The 20,057-nt window shown below is 44.4% G+C and carries 12 protein-coding genes; 10 read left to right on the top strand and 2 right to left on the bottom strand.

The window, feature by feature from the left end; all coding sequences use genetic code 11:
* The first annotated feature begins 248 nt into the window (after positions 1–248).
* Together F752_RS0110690 and F752_RS25345 are read left to right on the top strand one after the other, a co-directional pair.
* Positions 249–1,526, top strand: a complete 1,278-nt coding sequence (locus F752_RS0110690; protein ID WP_017731733.1) for a sterol desaturase family protein — start codon at positions 249–251, stop codon at positions 1,524–1,526.
* Positions 1,519–1,902 carry a hypothetical protein gene (locus F752_RS25345; RefSeq protein WP_017731732.1) on the top strand — a complete coding sequence of 128 codons (384 nt, stop codon included), beginning with the start codon at positions 1,519–1,521 and terminating at the stop codon, positions 1,900–1,902. The genes F752_RS0110690 and F752_RS25345 overlap by 8 nt, the downstream gene beginning before the upstream one ends.
* Here F752_RS25345 and F752_RS0110680 read toward each other — a convergent pair.
* Both F752_RS0110680 and F752_RS0110670 read right to left on the bottom strand, forming a co-directional pair.
* Positions 1,899–2,828, bottom strand: coding sequence for an ROK family protein (locus tag F752_RS0110680; RefSeq protein ID WP_017731731.1), 930 nt, complete (start codon positions 2,826–2,828; stop codon positions 1,899–1,901). The two genes, F752_RS25345 and F752_RS0110680, sit on opposite strands and share 4 nt — an antisense overlap.
* Before the next feature lie 471 nt (positions 2,829–3,299).
* Entirely contained in the window at positions 3,300–4,322 is a 1,023-nt protein-coding gene (locus F752_RS0110670) for a LacI family DNA-binding transcriptional regulator (protein WP_017731729.1), read from the bottom strand.
* Between the two features lie 732 nt (positions 4,323–5,054).
* On the opposite strand from F752_RS0110670, the gene F752_RS0110660 reads away from it, so the two are divergent.
* The 8 genes from F752_RS0110660 (at position 5,055) to treZ (ending at position 20,045) form a co-directional block, all read left to right on the top strand.
* Complete coding sequence (locus F752_RS0110660) at positions 5,055–8,030, top strand: SusC/RagA family TonB-linked outer membrane protein (RefSeq protein ID WP_017731727.1); 2,976 nt, start codon at positions 5,055–5,057, stop codon at positions 8,028–8,030.
* A 17-nt stretch (positions 8,031–8,047) separates the two neighbouring features.
* Complete coding sequence (locus F752_RS0110655; protein WP_026135663.1) at positions 8,048–9,640, top strand: RagB/SusD family nutrient uptake outer membrane protein; 1,593 nt, start codon at positions 8,048–8,050, stop codon at positions 9,638–9,640.
* A 65-nt stretch (positions 9,641–9,705) separates the two neighbouring features.
* On the top strand, positions 9,706–10,806 hold the full coding sequence (locus F752_RS0110650) for a SusE domain-containing protein (RefSeq protein ID WP_017731725.1): 1,101 nt from the start codon (positions 9,706–9,708) through the stop codon (positions 10,804–10,806).
* Positions 10,807–10,865: 59 nt separating this feature from the next.
* A complete protein-coding gene (locus F752_RS0110645; protein ID WP_017731724.1) occupies positions 10,866–13,694 on the top strand; it encodes an alpha-amylase family glycosyl hydrolase in 2,829 nt (942 codons plus the stop codon).
* 55 nt (positions 13,695–13,749) lie between these two features.
* Positions 13,750–14,826, top strand: coding sequence for a class II fructose-bisphosphate aldolase (gene fbaA / locus F752_RS0110640; protein WP_026135662.1), 1,077 nt, complete (start codon positions 13,750–13,752; stop codon positions 14,824–14,826).
* A 34-nt stretch (positions 14,827–14,860) separates the two neighbouring features.
* Positions 14,861–16,462: an alpha-amylase family glycosyl hydrolase gene (locus F752_RS0110635; RefSeq protein WP_017731722.1), complete on the top strand. Its 1,602-nt coding sequence runs from the start codon at positions 14,861–14,863 to the stop codon at positions 16,460–16,462.
* Positions 16,463–16,824: 362 nt separating this feature from the next.
* Positions 16,825–17,811: a DUF1028 domain-containing protein gene (locus F752_RS0110630; protein ID WP_017731721.1), complete on the top strand. Its 987-nt coding sequence runs from the start codon at positions 16,825–16,827 to the stop codon at positions 17,809–17,811.
* Between the two features lie 392 nt (positions 17,812–18,203).
* A complete protein-coding gene (treZ, locus tag F752_RS0110625; protein ID WP_017731720.1) occupies positions 18,204–20,045 on the top strand; it encodes a malto-oligosyltrehalose trehalohydrolase in 1,842 nt (613 codons plus the stop codon).
* Positions 20,046–20,057: the final 12 nt, after the last annotated feature.

The following is a 20,057-nucleotide window of genomic DNA, read 5'->3' as shown; positions in this document are numbered from 1 at the left end:
AGATCCAAAGGAGACTGGCTAAAAGTGCGAGAACGGACAAAAACCAAAGATATTTAATAAGCCTGCTCATATAGGAGAGTATTTTTTCATAAGCGAATTTCGCTTATATTGATAAAACAAAAGAAAGTCTGCCCGGGTAAAAAACCAGGAACTTTCCGGCTGGTGCAGAAGCGGGGTAAAATTATGTAAAAATTCATTTTACTAAAGCCTTTTGCTGAAATAAATGTCTGCTGTAAATATTTGTACCTATGGACCTGAATCCTGTTATCCTTGCCATACCGCTTTACTTCCTCCTGATTGGAATGGAGTTACTGGTACAGTATTTCTCCAAAGAAAAGCTCTATCGGCTAAACGATGCCTTTACCAATATCAGCTGCGGCATTACCCAGCAGGTAACTGATGTTTTTCTGAAGGTAGGACTTTTAGGCATTTACGCTATGCTGTACCAGCATTTTGCCATCCTCAGTTTTCCTCCAACCATCCTGAATAGTTTACTGCTCTTTGTGCTGGTGGATTTTTGCTATTACTGGGCTCACCGGATGAGCCATGAAGTAAATCTTTTTTGGGGCGGGCATGTTGTCCACCACCAGAGCGAAGATTACAACTTTTCCGTCGCCCTTCGGCAGGGTTCTTTCCAGTCCATCTGGACTGCTGCTTTTTACTGGCCCCTGGCACTGATAGGATTTGAAACAATGCAGTTTTTATTTATCAGTGCCCTCGTAACCATTTACCAGTTCTGGATACATACTGAGAAAATCGGGAAGTTAGGCCCTCTGGAGTGGGTGCTCAATACTCCCTCTCACCACCGGGTGCACCATGGCCGCGATCCAAAATACATCGATAAAAACCATGCCGGCGTCTTTATTATCTGGGACCGTATGTTCGGCACTTTCCAGGAAGAAGAAGAGAAGCCCACCTATGGCATTACCACTCCTGTAAACAGCTGGAACCCTGTTTGGGTGAACCTCCAGCACTATCAGTGGATATGGCAGCAATTAAAAAAAACACACGGGTGGAAGGAGCGCATCCGCACCCTTTTTTATAAGCCCGGCTGGCAGCCGGATTATCTTGGAGGCTATATGGCACCTCCTGCTATCGATAAAAGTTCTTATATAAAATTTGATATTCCGCTGCCAAAAATACTGGGCTGGTATGTTCTCGTGCAGTACCTGTTTACCCTGGGGGGTGCTGCTTATTTTCTCTTCCAGATTGGAAACTGGGACCTTTGGCAGAAAGTACTGGGTGCGGGCTTTATCATTCTTTCTGTATACAGCATTGGTTATTTACTGGAGCACAGGACTAAAGCCTTTCAACTGGAAGCTTTCCGCTTATTTTGCCTGGGAACCGGATGCCTTCTCCTAAGCTTAATGGAAGAAAAACTACAGGTTTTAGGTGTGGCAGGTTCATTTTTAGTCATAATGACGTATGTTTGGCTTTTATTTATCCGGAAGCGAATCAGCCAGCTTGCCACTGTCTCTCAGGGAGAGGCCGGCCTCCAGGTTTCATTAAAAAATGCTCATGACTAAACTCCCGTTCTTCGCGTTATTCATTTTATTTCTTTGCTTTTCCTGTACTTCTGAGCCTGTAGAGATAGAAGGTTTTAAAAATTATGTATGGAAACGGGACAAGTGGGGCTGTAGTGGTGAAAGAGCTGAAATGGTAGAAATTTTACTTGCAGCCCGCCAGCAACTCACCGGCCTTAGGGAGGCAGAAGTCATCCGGTTTTTAGGAAAACCGGATGCACAGGAGCTTTATGAACGAAACCAAAAGTTTTTGATCTATTTTCTCGAACCCAACATCAATTGCAGCACAGCTGCCGAAGGAATACCTCTTGCCAATGCCTTATTTATCAGGCTCAATGCAACAGGACTGGCAAAAGAACTCTTTGTTCGAAAACACTAAGTCTCCCTCTGCTGGAGGGTATTATCGAAGCAGAGAGAAGCCGCACCTAAAATGCCGGCCTCATTCCCTAAAACAGCTTTTTTTACCGACAAAGCGCTGGTATAATAAGGAGTAAGATGGGTAGTTAAGGCTTCCATCAGGCTTGGGTATACAAAATCGAAGCTGGCAGAGATTCCTCCGCCAATGTAAATATTTTTTATATCAAGGACCCGAATAATAGAAACCAACCCTTCGCCCAAAAGCCTGCCGGTATTCTTAAATACTTCTTTAGCCAGCAAATCATCCTGGGAGGCCGAATCCACCAGTACTTTAGTATTGATCAACTCCAGACCATACATTAAACTTTTTTCTTTGTGGCGTAAGAGACCTTCGGAAACCATATTCAAAATTCCTTTTTTACCTATATGCTCCTCGAGGCGCTTCCCTCCCTCGGACATGATATGGCCTACCTCCATCCCATTACCATCTCCTCCTTTAAAAATAGTCCTGTCCAATATGGCAGCACCTCCTATACCGGTACCCATGGTTAAAAAAATAAAATCTTCCGGCATTGGCTGGCCCGAGAAATGATATTCTCCTAAAGCAGCTGCATTGGCATCGTTTTCCAGACGGAAGCTGACACCGGGAAGGGCTCCCTGTAGGCGTTCCAGCAGGTTTACATGATTAAGTTGAGGAACATTTGGGAGCTCTTCCGTATGTGTTCTGGCTTTATTAAGAGTGCCGGGTACACCAATACCCACCTGCCGAACATCTGTAAATTCCAGCAATAGGTCTTTCACTATCTTGGTAAAGCCATCGACAAATGAGTCGAGTACCTGCAGCTCGGAGGTTCGAAATTTTATCTGGTGCAAAATTTCACCATTCATCGTAACGATACCACATTTAATATGGGTACCTCCCACATCTATTCCTAAAAACTTTTGCATTGCAATAGATATTAAAAAGGCCTAAGCTTATGTACTATTAAGCCAAGGCCATTCAAAATGTTATTTCTGTTAGCTACATTTTCCATAAAAGTGCCTAAACAATCTTCTCTTGCTATACCCTTCCACGACCAACTATTTTTCTCCGAACCACAACAATAGCAGGAATCCTTTTTCTTCATTTTTTGAGAAAAAACGAAATTATTTAAGCGAAAAAGAAGGCTTCCCTCCCATTCTTGTCCCGGAAAATAAAAAGCAAACCAGAGAAGAGAAAGGTTTACTGCATTTTACACTTCTGTAGCCCAAACATTGATTTCCTTTTCAATGGCAGCGTTAAAATAAAACAATTTTATAATACTCAGGAAGTGCTTTCTAAAAATAAATTAACTATAAAAAGCCTGCAGCTTGAAAAAATAAAGCCCTGGTAAGGCTAAAGCCAACTGCAAACGGTTGCGTAATTTTTTTCTTTTTGCCTTAGGTACGGGTCGATTTTCTTACTACCAAATCAGTTTTAAGTTCCCGGCGGGAGGTTTGTACCTCTTGCTCATCCGGAAGATTAATTTCATCGAGCAGAAGACGAACCGCCAACTGGCCCATTTCAAAGCCAGGCTGGGCCACCGTAGTCATGGGCGGGTCAATCAATGAAGTAATGGGCTCATTACTGAAACCAACAACCGAAATATCTTCAGGTACCTTTACCCCTTTTTCTTTCAAAAACTGGAGTGCCCCAATGGCTACCGGATCATTGGCCGCAAAAATAGCATCTGCTTTCTGGTCGAGCTGTAAAAGCCTTTCACAGGCTTCTCTTCCTTCTTCAATAGAAAGACCGGCTTTTATTAGCAGGCTATCACTACTGCTAATGCCATAATCTTCCAGCGCCTTTTTATAACCCCGCAGGCGGCTCTGGCTTATGAGCAGGTTGTCTGGTCCGCTTAGGTGGGCAATTCTACGACAGCCGGAGCGAACCAAATGTTCCACTGCCCGGTAAGCTCCTCCAAAATCATCTACGACCACCGAGCTGGCATCCAGGTCCGACACTACCCGGTCGAAAAAGACCAGCGGGATCCCTTTTTTCATTACCGACTGGAAGTGTTTGGTATCCGTCGTTTCCTGCGCGATAGAAGCTAACATCCCGTCTACCCTACTTGCCAGCAATGCCTGAGTACTCAACACCTCACGCTCATATAATTCATTAGACTGACAAATCATGACGTGGTAGCCTTCTTTATAAGCAACATCTTCTATCCCACTTATAACAGTGGAAAAGAAATGGTGTACCAGTTGGGGTATAATAACGCCTATGGTAAAAGTCTTGCTCTTACGTAAGCTAAGAGCAACAGAATTAGGCTGGTAATCCAGCTTCTCAGCAAGGTCACGTACCGCTTTTTTTGTCGCCAGGCTAATATCCGGATGATCTTTTAAAGCCCGTGAAACGGTTGAAGGGGAAATTTTCAACTCGCGGGCAATATCTTTGATGGTAACCTGAATGTGTTTCATATAACACGTAATTTATTAAACAGACGCTAATTAAAGCGAATATTCTTTTTAACGCAAAATTGTTAGATAAAAATGAAAAGGAAGGCCAAACCTTTACAACTTTTCCTACCCTTCACTCCTGTTCGATTTATATCTAAACTGTTGAGTCCTCTCCCATCTTTAAAAAAAGCTTCATTGCTGAAATGAACATTAATCCAGCCGTAAGTTAGGCCCCTTCCTGGAGGGAAGGGGATTCGCAAAAACGAAATATTTTACAGCCTGCTTTTCAATTTGAAAACCCACTTTTCATCCCATCGAAGGAAAGAGGGTTTGGCCCCAAAAAGCAGGAGTAAATATTGAACTATTCTAATAAACCTAAAAGAATTTTTTACTTAAAGCAAATCTTTAATAAAGGAATAAAGATTAAATTAAAGGTTGAAAGAATTAAGGTGACACAAACGTTTGCGGTAACGATTGTGGTAAAAAAATGGCAAAATACCTGTTCCGGGCTTCTTGTAATCTTGATAATTTATAGTATTATTACACTGATTTGATTTTTAACACAACTGACACTCAGCTTTTTAGAATTTATTTTTGAGTGTTTTACCGGGAACGTTTGCAGCATTTAAAAAAAACATTTGTTTTAAAATATTGTAGTATCTCAGGACCTCACCATCATCTGAAAAGATTCGATACAAATCCAGGTATTTTAATTATAGCATATACTCAATTTTCTAACCAAATTAATTGTAAATGAAGCACAAATATACTTTCAGTAAACTTTGCCTGATACTGGTGCTGGTATTTTTCGGCTCTTCCCATTTTCTCTGGGCCCAGGATACCAAAACAATATCGGGCACCGTAACTTCCTTTAGCGATGGAAGTGCCCTGCCGGGCGTTACCATCAGGGTAAAAGGAACAACACAGGGTACCACTACCGACTTCAATGGAGTTTACCAGATACGTGTTGAAGAAGGTGATACCCTGATTTTTTCTTTTGTAGGGTTCACCCCCGAAGAAGTGGTAGTCGCTGACCAAAGCGAAATTGACATCCAGTTAATGGAAGACATCGAAACCCTTGCCGAAGTAGTGGTAGTAGGCTATGGTACGCAAAGGAAGAGCGACCTGACAGGGGCTGTTTCGGCCATAACTGAAGAGGATTTCGTGGAAGGATTTGTCTCCTCCCCTGCTCAACTCATCACGGGTAAGGTAGCTGGGGTGCAAATAACTTCCAGTGGCGGTGCACCGGGTTCAGGAAGCCAGATTAGAATCAGGGGAGGCGCTTCACTCAATGCCTCTAATGATCCTCTCATAGTGGTAGATGGGGTCCCCTTAAATAATGCTACCATTGCGGGTGCCAGCAACCCATTAAGTTTTATTAACCCAGAGGACATTCAAGCCATAAATGTTTTAAAAGATGCTTCCGCAACTGCCATTTATGGTTCTCGTGCATCAAATGGCGTTATCCTCATTACCACCAAAGATGGAAAAGCAGGGGAAAAATTAAGCGTCACATTCAGTTCCAGTCATTCAATTTCTGTTCCAACAGATCAGATAGAAGTTTTAACAGCAGATGAATACAGAAATGCAGTAAATACTTATGGTACAGAAGCCCAGAAAGCAATGCTTGGAACTGCTAGTACAGACTGGCAGGATCTGATCTATCGTAATGCCTACAGTACAGATAATAACCTGAGCGTTAGTGGCTCCGTTGAATCTGTTCCTTACAGAGTTTCCTTAGGCTACCTGAATCAGGATGGTATTCTTTTAACATCTAACTTCCAGCGAACTTCTGCCGCCCTTACTGTGAGTCCTACTTTCCTTGATGAACATTTAGATGTCGACATTAATGTAAGAGGTGTTTTGACAAATAGCCAGTTCGCTGATCAGGGAGCAGTAGGATCGGCCATCGCCATGGATCCTACCCAGCCAGTTTATATGGATAGCGAAATTTTTGGAGGTTACTTCCAATGGGAAGAAGCTCCTGGTGATTTTAATGATAATGCCACCATTAATCCACTCAGCATGCTGGAACTAAAGGATGATTACGGGCAGGTGCTGAGGAGTATTGGCAATATCCAGTTTGATTATGAATTCCACAATATCCCGGACCTTAGAGCGAATCTTAACTTAGGGTATGACGTGACTGAAAGTGAAGGAGAAGTGGTTTTGCCTGCTACCTATCCTACGGCTGTTATAACTAATGGCCGCATTAGTCCATACGCACAGTCAAAAATGAACAAGTTGCTGGATTTCTACCTAAACTATACCTCAGATTTAGAAGAAATCAATAGCAGGATTGATGCCACTGCCGGATACTCTTACCAGTCGTTCTCTGGAGAGGATCCTGATTTTGCGGAAACAGACATTACCGGAGAGCCAATTGATGGGGCAGCTGCTGGTTTAACTTCATTCCCTCAAAACAACCTGATATCTTTCTTTGGCCGCGCGACCTATGTATATAATGAACGTTATCTCCTTACGGCCACCGTACGCAGAGATGGATCTTCAAGGTTTAGTGAAGAAAACCGCTGGGGCACTTTTCCTTCTCTGGCCCTGGCATGGAGAGTAAATGAAGAAAATTTCCTTGTTGATTCTGATGTTGTCTCCACTTTTAAGCTTCGTGTAAGTTATGGAGTAACTGGTCAACAGGATGTTTTTGGTGATTTCCCGTACCTTGCCCGATATACTTTTAGTGATATTAGGGCACAGTACCAGTTCGGCGATACATTTTATACCATGTATCGGCCGGAGGCTTATGATCCAAATATAAAGTGGGAAGAAACTACCACTTATAATGCAGGAATGGACTTTGGCTTCTTCGAAGAAAGAATTACCGGTAGCCTTGACTACTACACCAAACAAACTGAAGATCTGTTAAGCGATGTACCTGTAGCTGCTGGTACAAACTTTTCAAACCGTATCCTTACCAATGTGGGTAACATTGAATCTGAGGGTATTGAGGCAGTACTTAACTTTTATGCCATTAACAATGAGCGCTTTAGCTGGGAAGTTGGACTTAATGGGTCTTACAATGATATTACCATCACCAACCTGAGTAGAGTGGATAATGCCAATACAACAGGTATTCCTGTTGGTGGAGTTAGTGGAGGTACTGGTAATACTGTACAAATCCATACAGAAGGCTTTTCTCCTTATACTTTCTTTGTCTATAAGCAGGTTTATGATGAAAATGGGACTCCTATAGAAGGCCTCTTTGCAGATCTTAATGGAGATGGGGAAATATCAGAGCTGGACAGGTACAGGTACCAAGCACCAAATGCAAATTTCTATTATGGAATCAGCTCTCAGTTTGCTTTTGAAGATTGGAGCCTGAGCTTTGTTGCCCGCGGCAACACAGGAAACTACCTGTACAACAACATCAACTCATTAAATGCAAATTATGCCAATTTTGCACAGCCTGGTTACCTGAGAAATGTTACCCGGAATGTGCTTGAAACTAATTTCCAGGACCCAAGCGAAACCGTTCTCCTATCGGATTATTATGTGGAGAATGGTTCTTTCCTTCGGATGGACAACATCAATCTGGGATATAACTTTGGCAGAGTAGCTAATGACAGACTGAGCCTGCGAATGAATGTGAATGTTCAGAATGTTTTTGTTCTAACCAATTACACCGGTCTTGATCCGGAAATTGCGGGTGGCATTGATAATAATATTTATCCAAGACCACGGACTTATGCGCTGGGCTTACACCTTGGGTTTTAATTAAAATTTTAATGACTATGATCAAAAATTATATAAAAAGAACAATCATGGCAGCAGTGGTGCTTTTTTCGGCAACTGCATGTCTTGATGACCTGGACCTGGAGCCGAAAAATGAGGTTACCTCTGCTGTTGTTTATGAAGATTTTGCCAATTACAAAAATGTTCTGGCAAAATTGTATGGTGGATATTCCCTTACCGGCCAGCAAGGGCCGGCCGGCAGAGGAGATGTAGCAGGTATAGATGAAGGCGCCTCCAGCTATTTCCGAACCTACTGGATGTTACAGGAATTACCCACAGATGAAGCCGTTTTGGCCTGGGTAAATGACCCTGGTGTTTCCGGCCTGAATCTTATGGACTGGACTGCCAGTAATGCCCTTTCTAAGGCCATGTACTACCGGATCTACTACCAGATAACCCTTGCGAATGAATTTATTAGGGAAACTTCTGATGAAAAACTAAGCGGGCGCGGAATTACAGGCCAGGACGCAGAACTGGCAAGAATGTATCGTGCGGAAGCTCGTTTTCTTAGAGCCCTTAGCTACTGGCATGCGCTGGATCTTTATGGAAGCGTTCCTTTTGTTACAGAAGAAGATGAGGTAGGTGCTTTTTCACCGGAACAGATAAGCCGGGCAGATCTTTTTGATTATATAGAAGAGGAGCTGCTTGCAATTGAAAGTGAACTGGCTGCCCCCATGCAGAATGAATATGCAAGAGTAGACCAGGCTGCTGCCTGGACCCTTCTCGCCAAGCTTTACTTAAATGCAGAAGTTTACACCGGAGAAGCCCTTTATACCGAAGCTATTACTTACGCCAAAAAAGTAATTGATGCTGGTTTTACGCTGCACCCGGAATACGAAGAATTATTCCTGGCGGATAATGACAATGCCCAGGGAATTATTTTACCAATTGCTTTTGACGGTATCAACAGTCAATCCTATGGTGGAACTAACTTTATCATCCATGCTGCTATCGGCGGTTCCATGGTGGCTGCTGATTATGGTGTAAACGGTGGCTGGGGTGGTCTCAGAACCACGAAAGAGCTGGTGGCGCTTTTTCCTCCTGCAGAGGAAGATGATCGTGCTATGTTTTATACTGATGGCCAGGAACTTGAAATTACAGATATCTCAACCTTTACCGATGGTTATGCTGTAACAAAGTTTAAAAATATAACCTCCGAAGGTGAACCGGGCTCTGATCCTACCCTTGCCTTTGTGGATACTGATTTTCCCTTATTTCGCCTGGCTGATGTTTATTTAATATATGCCGAGGCAGTGCTTCGGGGAGGAAGCGGAGGAGATGTTGGTACTGCAGTAGATTTAGCCAACCAAATCAGAAACAGAGCTTATGAAGGTGAGTTCGGAACCATTACGCCAGCGGAATTAACTCTGGATTTTATTCTGGACGAAAGAGCCCGGGAATTGTATTGGGAAGCCCACAGAAGAACAGACTTAATTCGTTACGGCCTGTTTGTTGGTAATGAATATGTTTGGCCCTGGAAAGGTGGTGTAATGGAAGGACAGGCAGTTGAACCATGTAGGGTGCTTTATCCTATTCCTTTTGATGATATCATTGCCAACCCAAATCTTGACCAAATTGACTGTTACGAGTAAACCAAAACAAGGATGCTGTTTAACTGCATCCTTTACTCCTACTTCAATCATGAAAATTTAATTTTATGAAAACAATCATTTATAATAAACTAACATTCCTCGGCCTTTTTCTCGTCACACTGATGGCCTGTGAAAAAGAGGAAGATCGGGTAATTCTTCAGCCAGGCACCGCCCCTGCTCTTTCTGTTTCAACAAATGAACTAATCCTTACTGAAGAAGAAGCAGAGACGGAAGCGATATCTTTTAATTGGACCGAGTCTGATTTTGGGTATGATGCCGCCATTGATTACACTCTCCAAATTGATACGGCTGGGGGGAATTTCGCTGAGCCAGTTGAGGAAGCCTTAGATAATGCCACAGATTGGTCATACACCGTTGCGGAGTTAAATGCCATGGCCAGGGAGTTTGGTTTAACGCCAGGTGAAGCACATCAGCTTCACTTCAGAATAAAAGCAGCGGTTTCTGAGCATGTTGAGCCTGCCTTTTCAAATGTTAGCACCATAGAGGTAACTCCTTATGCCCCTACGGTTGTAACAGGACCCGTGCAGGAAACAATTTACCTGATTGGATCGGCAACCGAAAACGACTGGGACAATACCGCAGCCATGCCTGCTTTCCTTAGTGATACCGAAGAGCATACCTTCATATATACAGGCTTTTTAGAAGCCGGGGAATTAAAGTTCTTAAGTGAGCTCGGACAGTGGGCCCCTCAGTGGGGAAGTGATGAAGCCGGAGGCGTATTATACCGTCCTACAGAAGATGACCCTGATCCTGCTCCTTTTGAAATACCTGCTGATGGATACTATACCATCGTAATCGACACCCTGAACTTAACGTATTCTCAGGAACCCTACGATGCATCCTCAGCGACTAGTTATAATACCATCGGTATTATTGGAGCTTTCAACGATTGGTCAGTTTCTGTTCCGCTCGAACAATCCACGTTCAATCCTCATATCTGGTTCACCGAATACAGTTTTGAGGAAGATACCATGCTCAAATTCAGAGCTAATGATGCCTGGACGGTAAACTGGGGAGCTGCCAGCGAACCGGAAAGACTTTTCGGACTTGGTGTCCAGGACGGGGCAGATATAGCCGTTCCGGCAGGAGATTATACTATTTACTTTAATGATCTCACTGGGCGATATATGCTGCTTACAGAATAACAAACTAATGAACCAGGGATTCTTTAAATCCCTGGTTCATATTTTAATTTCAATCTAGTATGAAAAAAATCTACCCCTTCTTTTTAATATTTCTCTTTTTCCTTCCTTCTTTTACACTGGCTCAGGTAGTAACCACTGATCCCGAGTTTCCCTCCGCCGATCAGGCTGTTACCCTTACCTTTGACCTGAAGCAGGCCACTGATCCGCGGGCAGCTGCTCTTCTGGAATTATCTCAGAAAGGTGAAATTTTTCTCTGGTCCGGGGCCGGCGACGAAAATGATGCCTTTCGGTATACCCCTGCCGAACAAACAACCTGGAGTGCCCCATTACCGGAACCTTTTGAATTGACGCCACTCGGTAATGACATCTGGCAAATAACCCTTACCCCTTCTGACTTTTACCCTATTCCGGAAGGAGCTGAAGTAACTCAGCTGGGCCTTGTATTAAAAAATGCCACTGGTTCGGCTCAGACCGAAAACTTTTATGTGGATCTCTATCCCAGTGGTTTTAACCTGGAAGTTGAGAACCCGGAGATTAGGGATGGAGAAGCTTTTACGCTGCTAAATTCTTCATTCCCCCTATCGGTGAAAACCAGTGAAGCAGCGGATATACAGCTTTACCTCGATGGTGCCATGATAAAGGAATTCACCAATGTTACTGCTGTAAACGAACCGCTACCAACCTCCACTGTTGGAACCCACCAGGTGCGGATTGTGGCCAATACCGCTACTGAAACTAAAGAAATAAGCTTCTCCTATCAGGTATTGCCCCAGCCTAACGTAGCTCCCTTGCCAGAAGGAGTTCAGCCCGGCCTTAATGTACATGCCGATAATTCTGTTACTTTTGTGCTGACCGCTCCACAGAAAGAATATGTTCTCCTGCTTGGAGACTTTAATAACTTCCAGATTGATCCTGCCTACCAGATGAATGTAACACCTGATGGAGATACTTTCTGGCTTAAGGTTCCTAACCTCGATCCTAACACGGAATATGCCTACTACTATCTGGTTGATGGTGAAATTGATATTGCTGACCCTTTCAGCGAACTTGTACTGGATGCTCAAAACGACCAGTACATAGATGCAACTCGCTACCCCGGCCTTCGCCCTTTTCCGGCCGAAGCAGGAACAGACCGGCTGAGTGTTTTTAAAATCAATGAAGACGAATTTGTGTGGCAGGCCCAAAACTACACCAGGCCTGAACCTGAAGATTTGATCATCTATGAGCTGCTGACCCGCGACTTTACTACAACAGAAAATTTTCAGGGAATTATTGACCGGCTGGATTACCTGGATTCCCTCAACATAACAGCCATACAGCTCCTGCCTGTTATGGAATTTAACGGCAACGACAGCTGGGGCTATAACCCTACTTTCATGACTGCGGTAGACAAATGGTATGGCCCGGCCGAAAAATTGAAAGAGCTTATCGACCTTGCCCACCAGCGGGGCATTGCAGTAATTCTTGACATTACGCTCAACCACCAGGATTTCCCGAGCCCCTTCCTGAAGATGTGGTGGGAAGGTGGTACGGCCGCTGAGGATAATCCGTTCTTTAACCCGGTTACGCCTCACCCGCTGGACTTCTTTACCGACCTGAACCATGAGAGTGTTTATACCCAGGCCTTTGTAGATCAGGTGACCCGCTACTGGCTGGAAGAATTCAATATCGATGGCTTCCGCTTCGACCTTTCCAAAGGTTTTACGCAAAAAGAAACAAACGATTATGGTCCATGGGCGGTGTATGATGCTTCCAGAATTGCCATTTTAAAAAGAATGGCCGACGAAATCTGGGAGATAGATTCTACCGCTTACCTTATTCTGGAACATTTTGCCGATAATTCAGAAGAAACAGAACTGGCCAATTATGGCTTTCTGCTCTGGGGTAATATGCATCACAGCTATGGAGAAGCCATTATGGGCTGGCAGATTGAGAATGATCAAAGCGATTTTAGCTGGATTTCCTATCAGGAGCGCGGTTGGGAAGACCCTAATCTTGTCGGCTACTTCGAAAGCCATGATGAAGAACGGCAGATTTATAAAGCACTTGAATACGGTAACAGCAACGGAGCTTATTCAACGGCAGAGCTGGCAACCGCTCTGGACCGCGTAAAACTGGCCGCAGCCTTTTTCATTCCTGTGCCAGGACCAAAAATGATATGGCAGTTTGGTGAGCTCGGTTATGATGTAAGCATCGACTTTAATGGCAGGGTGGGGAAAAAACCTATCCGCTGGGAATATGCGGATGATCCGGAACGGGCTGCTCTTTTCCATACCATGGCTGCATTAAACCACCTTAAGACAACCTATCCGGTTTTTGAAACAGAAAGTTTTGAGATGCCTGAAACCGGTGCTGTCCGGACACTTAAACTGTTTGGTGAAGAAATGGACGTGGTAATTGTGGGCAATTTTGGCCTTACAGCAGAAGATGCGGTGGTAAGCTTTCCTCAGGCAGGCCTTTGGTGGTCGTACTTTAGCGGAGACTCGCTTCAGGTAAATAACACCTTGGCCTCCTTAGAGCTGGAAGCGGGTGAATTCCATGTCTTCTTCAGCGAAAAACTGGTGTACGAATATGAAAACCCTACTCCTTTCGCCCTTTATGAAAGCCCTACAGCTGTTAATGATGAACTACTGGACAGTAAGTTGAAGTTTTATCCAAATCCGGCAGAAGATAGGCTGTTGATGGAGCTTTCTTCACAGTATACCCAGGCCCAGGCGCTTAAATTAAGAATTATTGACCAACTTGGAAGAATAGTGATACAACAGGAGCTGCCAAAACATACAGCTAAAATTTATACTATTCCTCTTGAACAGTTACAGCCAGGCCATTACCTTATTGAGGTGAGTGGTAGCCAGTTTAAAGAAATAAGAAGAATTATTGTCCGGTAATGGCAAAAAGAATAGTTCTGTAGTAATTTTAGTCTACACACGGAAAAGAAATTTTATGAATAACAAGAAATTCTCTGCAGGCGTACTGGCAGGTCAGGAAGTAAAAGACCTGTTCGACTACGCCAATGAAAATAATTTTGCCCTGCCAGCTGTCAATGTTATTGGCTCAAACTCTATCAATGCCGTTCTGGAAACCGCACGCGAGGTAAACTCGCCGGTGATTATCCAGTTCAGCAATGGAGGTGCCCATTTTAATGCAGGTAAGGGTTTAGATAATAAGGAGCAAAAAGCAGCAATAGCCGGAGCAGTTGCCGGTGCCCACCATGTACATATCCTTTCTAAAGAATATGGAGTGCCGGTAATTCTGCATACCGATCATGCAGCACGACCGCTGCTGGGTTGGATCGATGGTTTACTTGATGCCGGCGAGGCCTATTATAAACAGCACGGCCGTCCACTTTTCAGCTCGCATATGCTTGACCTCTCAGAGGAAGAGCTGGAAGAAAACATTCACTCCAGCCATTCATATTTTCAACGCATGCACCAGATAGACATGACTATTGAAATAGAACTAGGAGTTACCGGCGGTGAGGAAGATGGCGTGGATAATAGTCATGTGGACGCATCTAAACTATATACCCAGCCCGAAGAAGTGGGCATGGCATATGAAAAGCTGAAAGAAGTAAGCGACCGCTTTTTAATTGCAGCTGCTTTTGGCAATGTGCATGGGGTGTATAAACCAGGCAACGTGAAGCTTACTCCAGAAATTTTAAAAAACTCTCAGGAGTACATTCAGAAAAAATTTAACACTAAGGCCAATCCGGTTAATTTCGTCTTCCACGGCGGCTCGGGCTCTCCCCGCGAAAAAATACGTGAAGCCATTGAATATGGTGCCGTAAAAATGAATATCGATACGGATATGCAGTGGGCTTTCTGGTCAGGAATTCGTGATTATTACGAAGCCAATAAAGGTTACCTGCAGGGCCAGTTGGGTAATCCGGAAGGGGATGATGCACCAAATAAAAAATACTATGACCCGCGTCGCTGGTTAAGGGAAGCAGAAAAAGCTTTCATCAGCCGCCTCAAGCAGTCCTTCGAAGATCTGAACTGCCTTAACAGAAACCAGGCATAGGCAGGCGAACTTTCCTTACTCCAAAGTGATAAAAATGTTGAAGACAAGTATTTTGCTGGCAGCCACAGGGATTCTGGCCCTGTCTGCCTGCAAAAATCAATCCGCTGAATCTGTAAACCAGGAGAAAGCCACTCCTGTGGCCGCTTTGACAGAAGATGTAAGCCAGTGGCCTAATGCAGTTACCTATGAAATATTTGTCCAGAGTTTCGCCGATTCTAATAATGATGGAATCGGCGATATAAAAGGGATGACAGGCAAACTGGACTATCTGGAGGATTTAGGCGTTAAAGCCATCTGGCTGATGCCCATTAACCCTTCCCCTTCCTATCACAAATACGATGTTACGGATTACTACGGCATCCATCCCGATTACGGAAGTATGGAGGATTTTAAGGAATTTGTGGACGAGGCGCATTCCCGGGGCCTGAAAGTAATTATGGATCTTGTGGTAAACCATACAGGACGCGACCACCCCTGGTTTCAATCTGCCGTCAAAAACCCCGACAGTCCCTACCGCGACTATTATGTTTGGGCAGATAAAGATTCTATTGCCGACCAAATCGCCAAAAAAGAAATTACGCTCGATTCCGACAATATCACCCAATGGCATGAGGCTCCAGGTAATAGCCAGAGCTATTATGGCTTTTTTTGGGGAGGAATGCCCGACCTTAACTTCGATAACCCTGAAGTAAAAGAAGAAATTTTTAAAATAGGTCGCTACTGGCTGGAAGAGGTGGGGGTAGATGGTTTTAGGCTGGATGCAGCCCGCCATATCTTTCCGGACGATAGACCCGAAGATAATCATGCATGGTGGCAGGAATTCAGGGCGGAAATGGAAAAAGTAAAGCCGGATGTATATCTGGTAGGTGAAGTGTGGGATTCTACAGAAAAGGTGGCCCCCTACCTAAAAGGCCTTCATGCCCTTTTTAACTTCGATATGAGTTATGCCATAACCGAAGCAGTAGCCGAAGGAGATGCAGATAGCCTGGTCGTAAAACATAAAGCCATACGCGACTTCTACTCCCGTGTTACGGATGACTTTATTGATGCCATTTTTCTGACCAACCATGACCAGAACCGCATTATGAGTGCGCTTGAGGCGGATCCGGAAAAGGCAAAAATGGCCGCGGCCCTCCTCTTTACCCTTCCGGGCTCGCCCTATATCTATTATGGCGAAGAAATAGGAATGCTGGGTAAAAAACCGGATGAGCATATACGGGAGCCTTTCCTGTGGAAACCGAAAAAAGAGGATGCCCTTCGGGCCAGCTGGATAGAACCCACTTACTCCACCGACACCAGCGTTCAGGCTCTATCCGTTCAAAAAAATAATCCGGAGTCTATGTATAACCATTACAAGAACCTGATTGCCCTACGCAATAGCAGCCCGGCCTTAACTTTTGGTTCTCTCGAGGAGGCGCATACAAAAGTGCCAGAGCTGGTCGCTTTCAGAAGAATGAGCCAGGGAGAGGACCTCCTGATTCTCCACAACCTTTCAGGAGAAGCAAAACAATTCAGCTTAAGCGGCCCTGACCTTGAATATGATCAGCTTTTCTTTACCAGTGAGGCCGATGCCTCCAGGGAAATGGATAAAGTTTCGCTTCCAAAGTATAGCACAGTAATTCTGAAAAAAGATTAAATCACCATAATAGACCCACCCCGACCTATTAAAGTTTCTAATTTATTTGTATTGCCATTCTTGTTGGGCGGGTTTATTTACTGTGGCTGCAGCTCCACAACAGCTAAACAATATTGCTTTTGGCCGCACTCCCCATCATAAAGCAGGTGCCAGGAAATCAAATGCTGTACTTTCAATCCTCCTGATTGTCATTGTACTTGTTCTGAGGGTTTATTTAGGTTAAACATTTATAATGGGAATTATTTCAGAAAGGCTGTCATGTGGCAGCCTTTTTTTACTATCTTCAGAATCCAGATGAAGTAGTTGTCAAAAGCGTTTTTCCCCTGGACTTTGTTTCTTAAAACAGATTTATAATTAAAAAAATGAAAAGAATATTAACCTTATTTCTTTTGCTTATGAGCCTTTATCCTCTGGCAGGCAAAGCACAGTTTTACTCCACTAAAGAACCTCTTGCCCATACCTATTCTATTGTAGCCATGGACCCGGAAACAGGAAATATGGCCGTTGCGGTCCAGAGCCACTGGTTTTCTGTTGGCACTGCAGTTTCCTGGGCTGAAGCCGGTGTAGGAGTGGTAGCGACTCAATCCTTCACCAATAAATCTTTTGGCCCCAGAGGCTTAGCCTTATTGAAAGAAGGAAAAAGCCCGCAGGAAGCACTCGATATACTTCTAAGCACAGATGAAGGCAGAGAGGTTCGACAGGTAGCCATACTAGATGCTCAGGGCCGTGTGGCAGTTCATACCGGCGAGGATTGTATCCCTTATGCAGGTGATATTGCAGGCGAAAACTATTCAGTACAGGCCAATATGATGAAGACCCCTGAAGTATGGCCTGCCATGGCTGCGGCATATGAAGAAAATGAAGCACTTCCCTTTCCGGAACGAATTCTTAAAGCCCTGGAAGCAGCTGAAAGGCAGGGAGGCGATATCCGCGGGAAACAGTCCGCTGTTCTTCTGGTAGTTAAAGGGGAGAAATCCGCCGAACCCTGGAATGACGAAATCATTAATTTACGGGTAGATGACCACCCGGAGCCCATCAAAGAACTTGCCCGTCTTCTTAAAACCTACCGTGCCTACGAATTTATGAACCAGGGCGATGTAGCTGTTGAGCAAGGAAACATGGCAGAAGCCAAAGACCTTTACAGCCAGGCAGAAGCCATGTTCCCTGAAAACCTTGAAATGCAGTACTGGCATGCGATTACACTTGCCAATAACGGACAGGTGCAGGAAGCGGCTAAAATGCTTCAGAAAATTTATAAAAAAAATGAGGACTGGCGAGAGCTTACCCGCAGGCTTCCAAAAGTAGGATTACTAAATCTTCCAAAGCAGGACCTGCAGAAGTTACTGTAACAGATAAAAAAAGCATGAAATACAAAGGGCGTTGAGGTTAAACTTCAGCGCCTTTTTTATTCTTATACCGGCTCTGCCTGTATAAAAAGGAATAACATCATCAATGAAAGAAAAACCTCTCCAGGCAAAAAGCTTTTAAGCTCCCCTACTTCCTGTTCTCCACAAAAAAAGGGCTGTAGCAGCCCTTTTTCAACTAAACCCTAAAAGAATAGCCCTTTCATGAGAAATTCTCTTAAGCTAAACCTCAACTAATCATCTTTGCAAATTTAGTGTTTAAACTTTAATTAAACAAGCAATCCATTCAGTAAAAAACGTAACTTTTAGGCTTGCCACACAGTTAAAAAACAGAGCCGCAGCCGACTCATTTGCAGCCAATTAGCAAAAACAACTGTATGACACGATTTGTAGGAGCAAAATATCAAAAAGAAACTAAAACATGTCTGTTCAGTGTCTGGGCCCCGGAGGCTGAAAGAGTTACCGTAGAAGTATTCGACCCTGTCCAGCTTTCCATTCCGCTTGAACCGGATGACTGGGGATACTGGAAGGCAGAAGTGAGAGATTTACCGGTAGGAACCTTGTATAAGTACAAAGTAAATGACAAGGATCCCCTACCCGATCCTGCTTCCCGCTTTCAGCCGGAGGGCCCTCATGGCCCCTCTGCGGTAGTGGCATCGGATCATGCCTGGGCAACTGCCGACTGGGCAGGAATTCCGAAAGAAAAGCTGATAATATATGAACTCCATGTCGGCACTTTCAGTCCTGCCGGCACCTTCGAAGGAGTGATTGACAAGCTCGATTATCTGGTCGATTTAGGCATTAATGCCATTGAGATTATGCCCATTGCCCAGTTTCCTGGTAGCCGGAACTGGGGGTACGACGGAGTAGATTTATATGCCGTACAAAATTCATATGGTGGGCCCCTTGCCTTCCGTAGCATGGTCGATGCCTGCCATCAGCGAGGTATTGCTGTTATCCTGGATGTGGTGTATAACCATATCGGTCCTGAAGGTAATTACCTTTCTCAATACGGCCCCTATTTTACTGATAAATATAATACCCCATGGGGACAGGCTATAAATTTCGACGATGCCTGGTCGGATGGTGTACGAAATTACTTTTTGCAAAACGCCCTGATGTGGCTGCGTGACTACAGGGTAGATGGTCTTCGCCTTGATGCCGTCCATGCCATTAAAGATTTTAGTCCAAAGCACTTTTTGCAGGAGCTCAGTGAGGCTGTTGACCAGCTAAAAGAGGAAAGTGGCCGCGAACATTTCCTGATTGCCGAGGTCGACCTTAATGATACCCGCTTTATTTCCCCCAGAGAAAGAGGTGGCTTTGCCATGGATGCCCAGTGGGTCGATGAATTCCATCATGCGCTGCATAGCTGGCTTACCGGCGAAACCAATGGCTATTATTCAGATTTTGGTCGTTTCGAACATTTGGTAAACGCCTACAAAAACACCTATGTGTACAATGGCATATATTCGCCTCACCGCAAAAAGGTTTTTGGCACCAGAGCCGATAATCACCCTTTCCATCAGTTTGTGGTCTTCGCCCAAAATCATGACCAGACAGGAAACCGGATGCTGGGCGAACGCCTAAGCCAGCTCGTTAACTATGATGCGCTGAAACTGGCAGCCGCCTCTTACCTGCTATCTCCTTACATTCCTATGCTCTTTATGGGCGAAGAATGGGGAGAAACAGCGCCTTTTAATTATTTCGTAAGCCATACGGATAAAGACCTGGTGAAAGCGGTAAGGAAAGGCAGAAAGAAAGAGTTTGCCGACTTTCATGGCAAAGGAGAACCTGCCGACCCTCAAAGTGAAGACACTTTTCAGGCATCAAAGCTTAACTGGGGTTTTCGGCAAAACCCTTCCCAACTTGCATTATGGGAGCTGTACAGGGCGCTAATTAACATCCGCAAAAATAACAGGGCTTACCAGAGTAGTAGCCGCGATTCAATGCAGGTATTAACCGCAACGGACAAGCACTGTCTCGGATTGTTAAAAACCGGAGGAGGGCATGCTATTTTAAGCCTGCTGAACTTTTCTTCACTGCCCATTACCATTCCTCTCCTCGGCTTAAAAGGACGCTTTAGTCTGCTGCTTAACACAGATGATTTAACCTGGGAAGGCCAGGGCCGGCAAGTTCCCGGAGAGCTCCTGGAAGAACAGGAGGTGACACTCCCGCCACTTTCGGCTGTGGTGTATGAAGAAGCGAGTAACTACAAATAATTTTCCTTTTTA

Origin of the sequence: Nafulsella turpanensis ZLM-10 (assembly GCF_000346615.1) — a bacterium.
Taxonomy (GTDB): domain Bacteria; phylum Bacteroidota; class Bacteroidia; order Cytophagales; family Cyclobacteriaceae; genus Nafulsella; species Nafulsella turpanensis.
Note: the sequence above shows the minus strand (reverse complement) of the source record. Positions and strands in the feature narration are given on the sequence as shown.

Coding starts and splice junctions, on each gene's coding strand:
- F752_RS0110690 (WP_017731733.1), top strand. CDS start 249: ATGGACCTGAATCCTGTTATCCTTGCCATACCGCTTTACTTCCTCCTG.
- F752_RS25345 (WP_017731732.1), top strand. CDS start 1,519: ATGACTAAACTCCCGTTCTTCGCGTTATTCATTTTATTTCTTTGCTTT.
- F752_RS0110680 (WP_017731731.1), bottom strand. CDS start 2,828: ATGCAAAAGTTTTTAGGAATAGATGTGGGAGGTACCCATATTAAATGT.
- F752_RS0110670 (WP_017731729.1), bottom strand. CDS start 4,322: ATGAAACACATTCAGGTTACCATCAAAGATATTGCCCGCGAGTTGAAA.
- F752_RS0110660 (WP_017731727.1), top strand. CDS start 5,055: ATGAAGCACAAATATACTTTCAGTAAACTTTGCCTGATACTGGTGCTG.
- F752_RS0110655 (WP_026135663.1), top strand. CDS start 8,048: ATGATCAAAAATTATATAAAAAGAACAATCATGGCAGCAGTGGTGCTT.
- F752_RS0110650 (WP_017731725.1), top strand. CDS start 9,706: ATGAAAACAATCATTTATAATAAACTAACATTCCTCGGCCTTTTTCTC.
- F752_RS0110645 (WP_017731724.1), top strand. CDS start 10,866: ATGAAAAAAATCTACCCCTTCTTTTTAATATTTCTCTTTTTCCTTCCT.
- fbaA (WP_026135662.1), top strand. CDS start 13,750: ATGAATAACAAGAAATTCTCTGCAGGCGTACTGGCAGGTCAGGAAGTA.
- F752_RS0110635 (WP_017731722.1), top strand. CDS start 14,861: ATGTTGAAGACAAGTATTTTGCTGGCAGCCACAGGGATTCTGGCCCTG.
- F752_RS0110630 (WP_017731721.1), top strand. CDS start 16,825: ATGAAAAGAATATTAACCTTATTTCTTTTGCTTATGAGCCTTTATCCT.
- treZ (WP_017731720.1), top strand. CDS start 18,204: ATGACACGATTTGTAGGAGCAAAATATCAAAAAGAAACTAAAACATGT.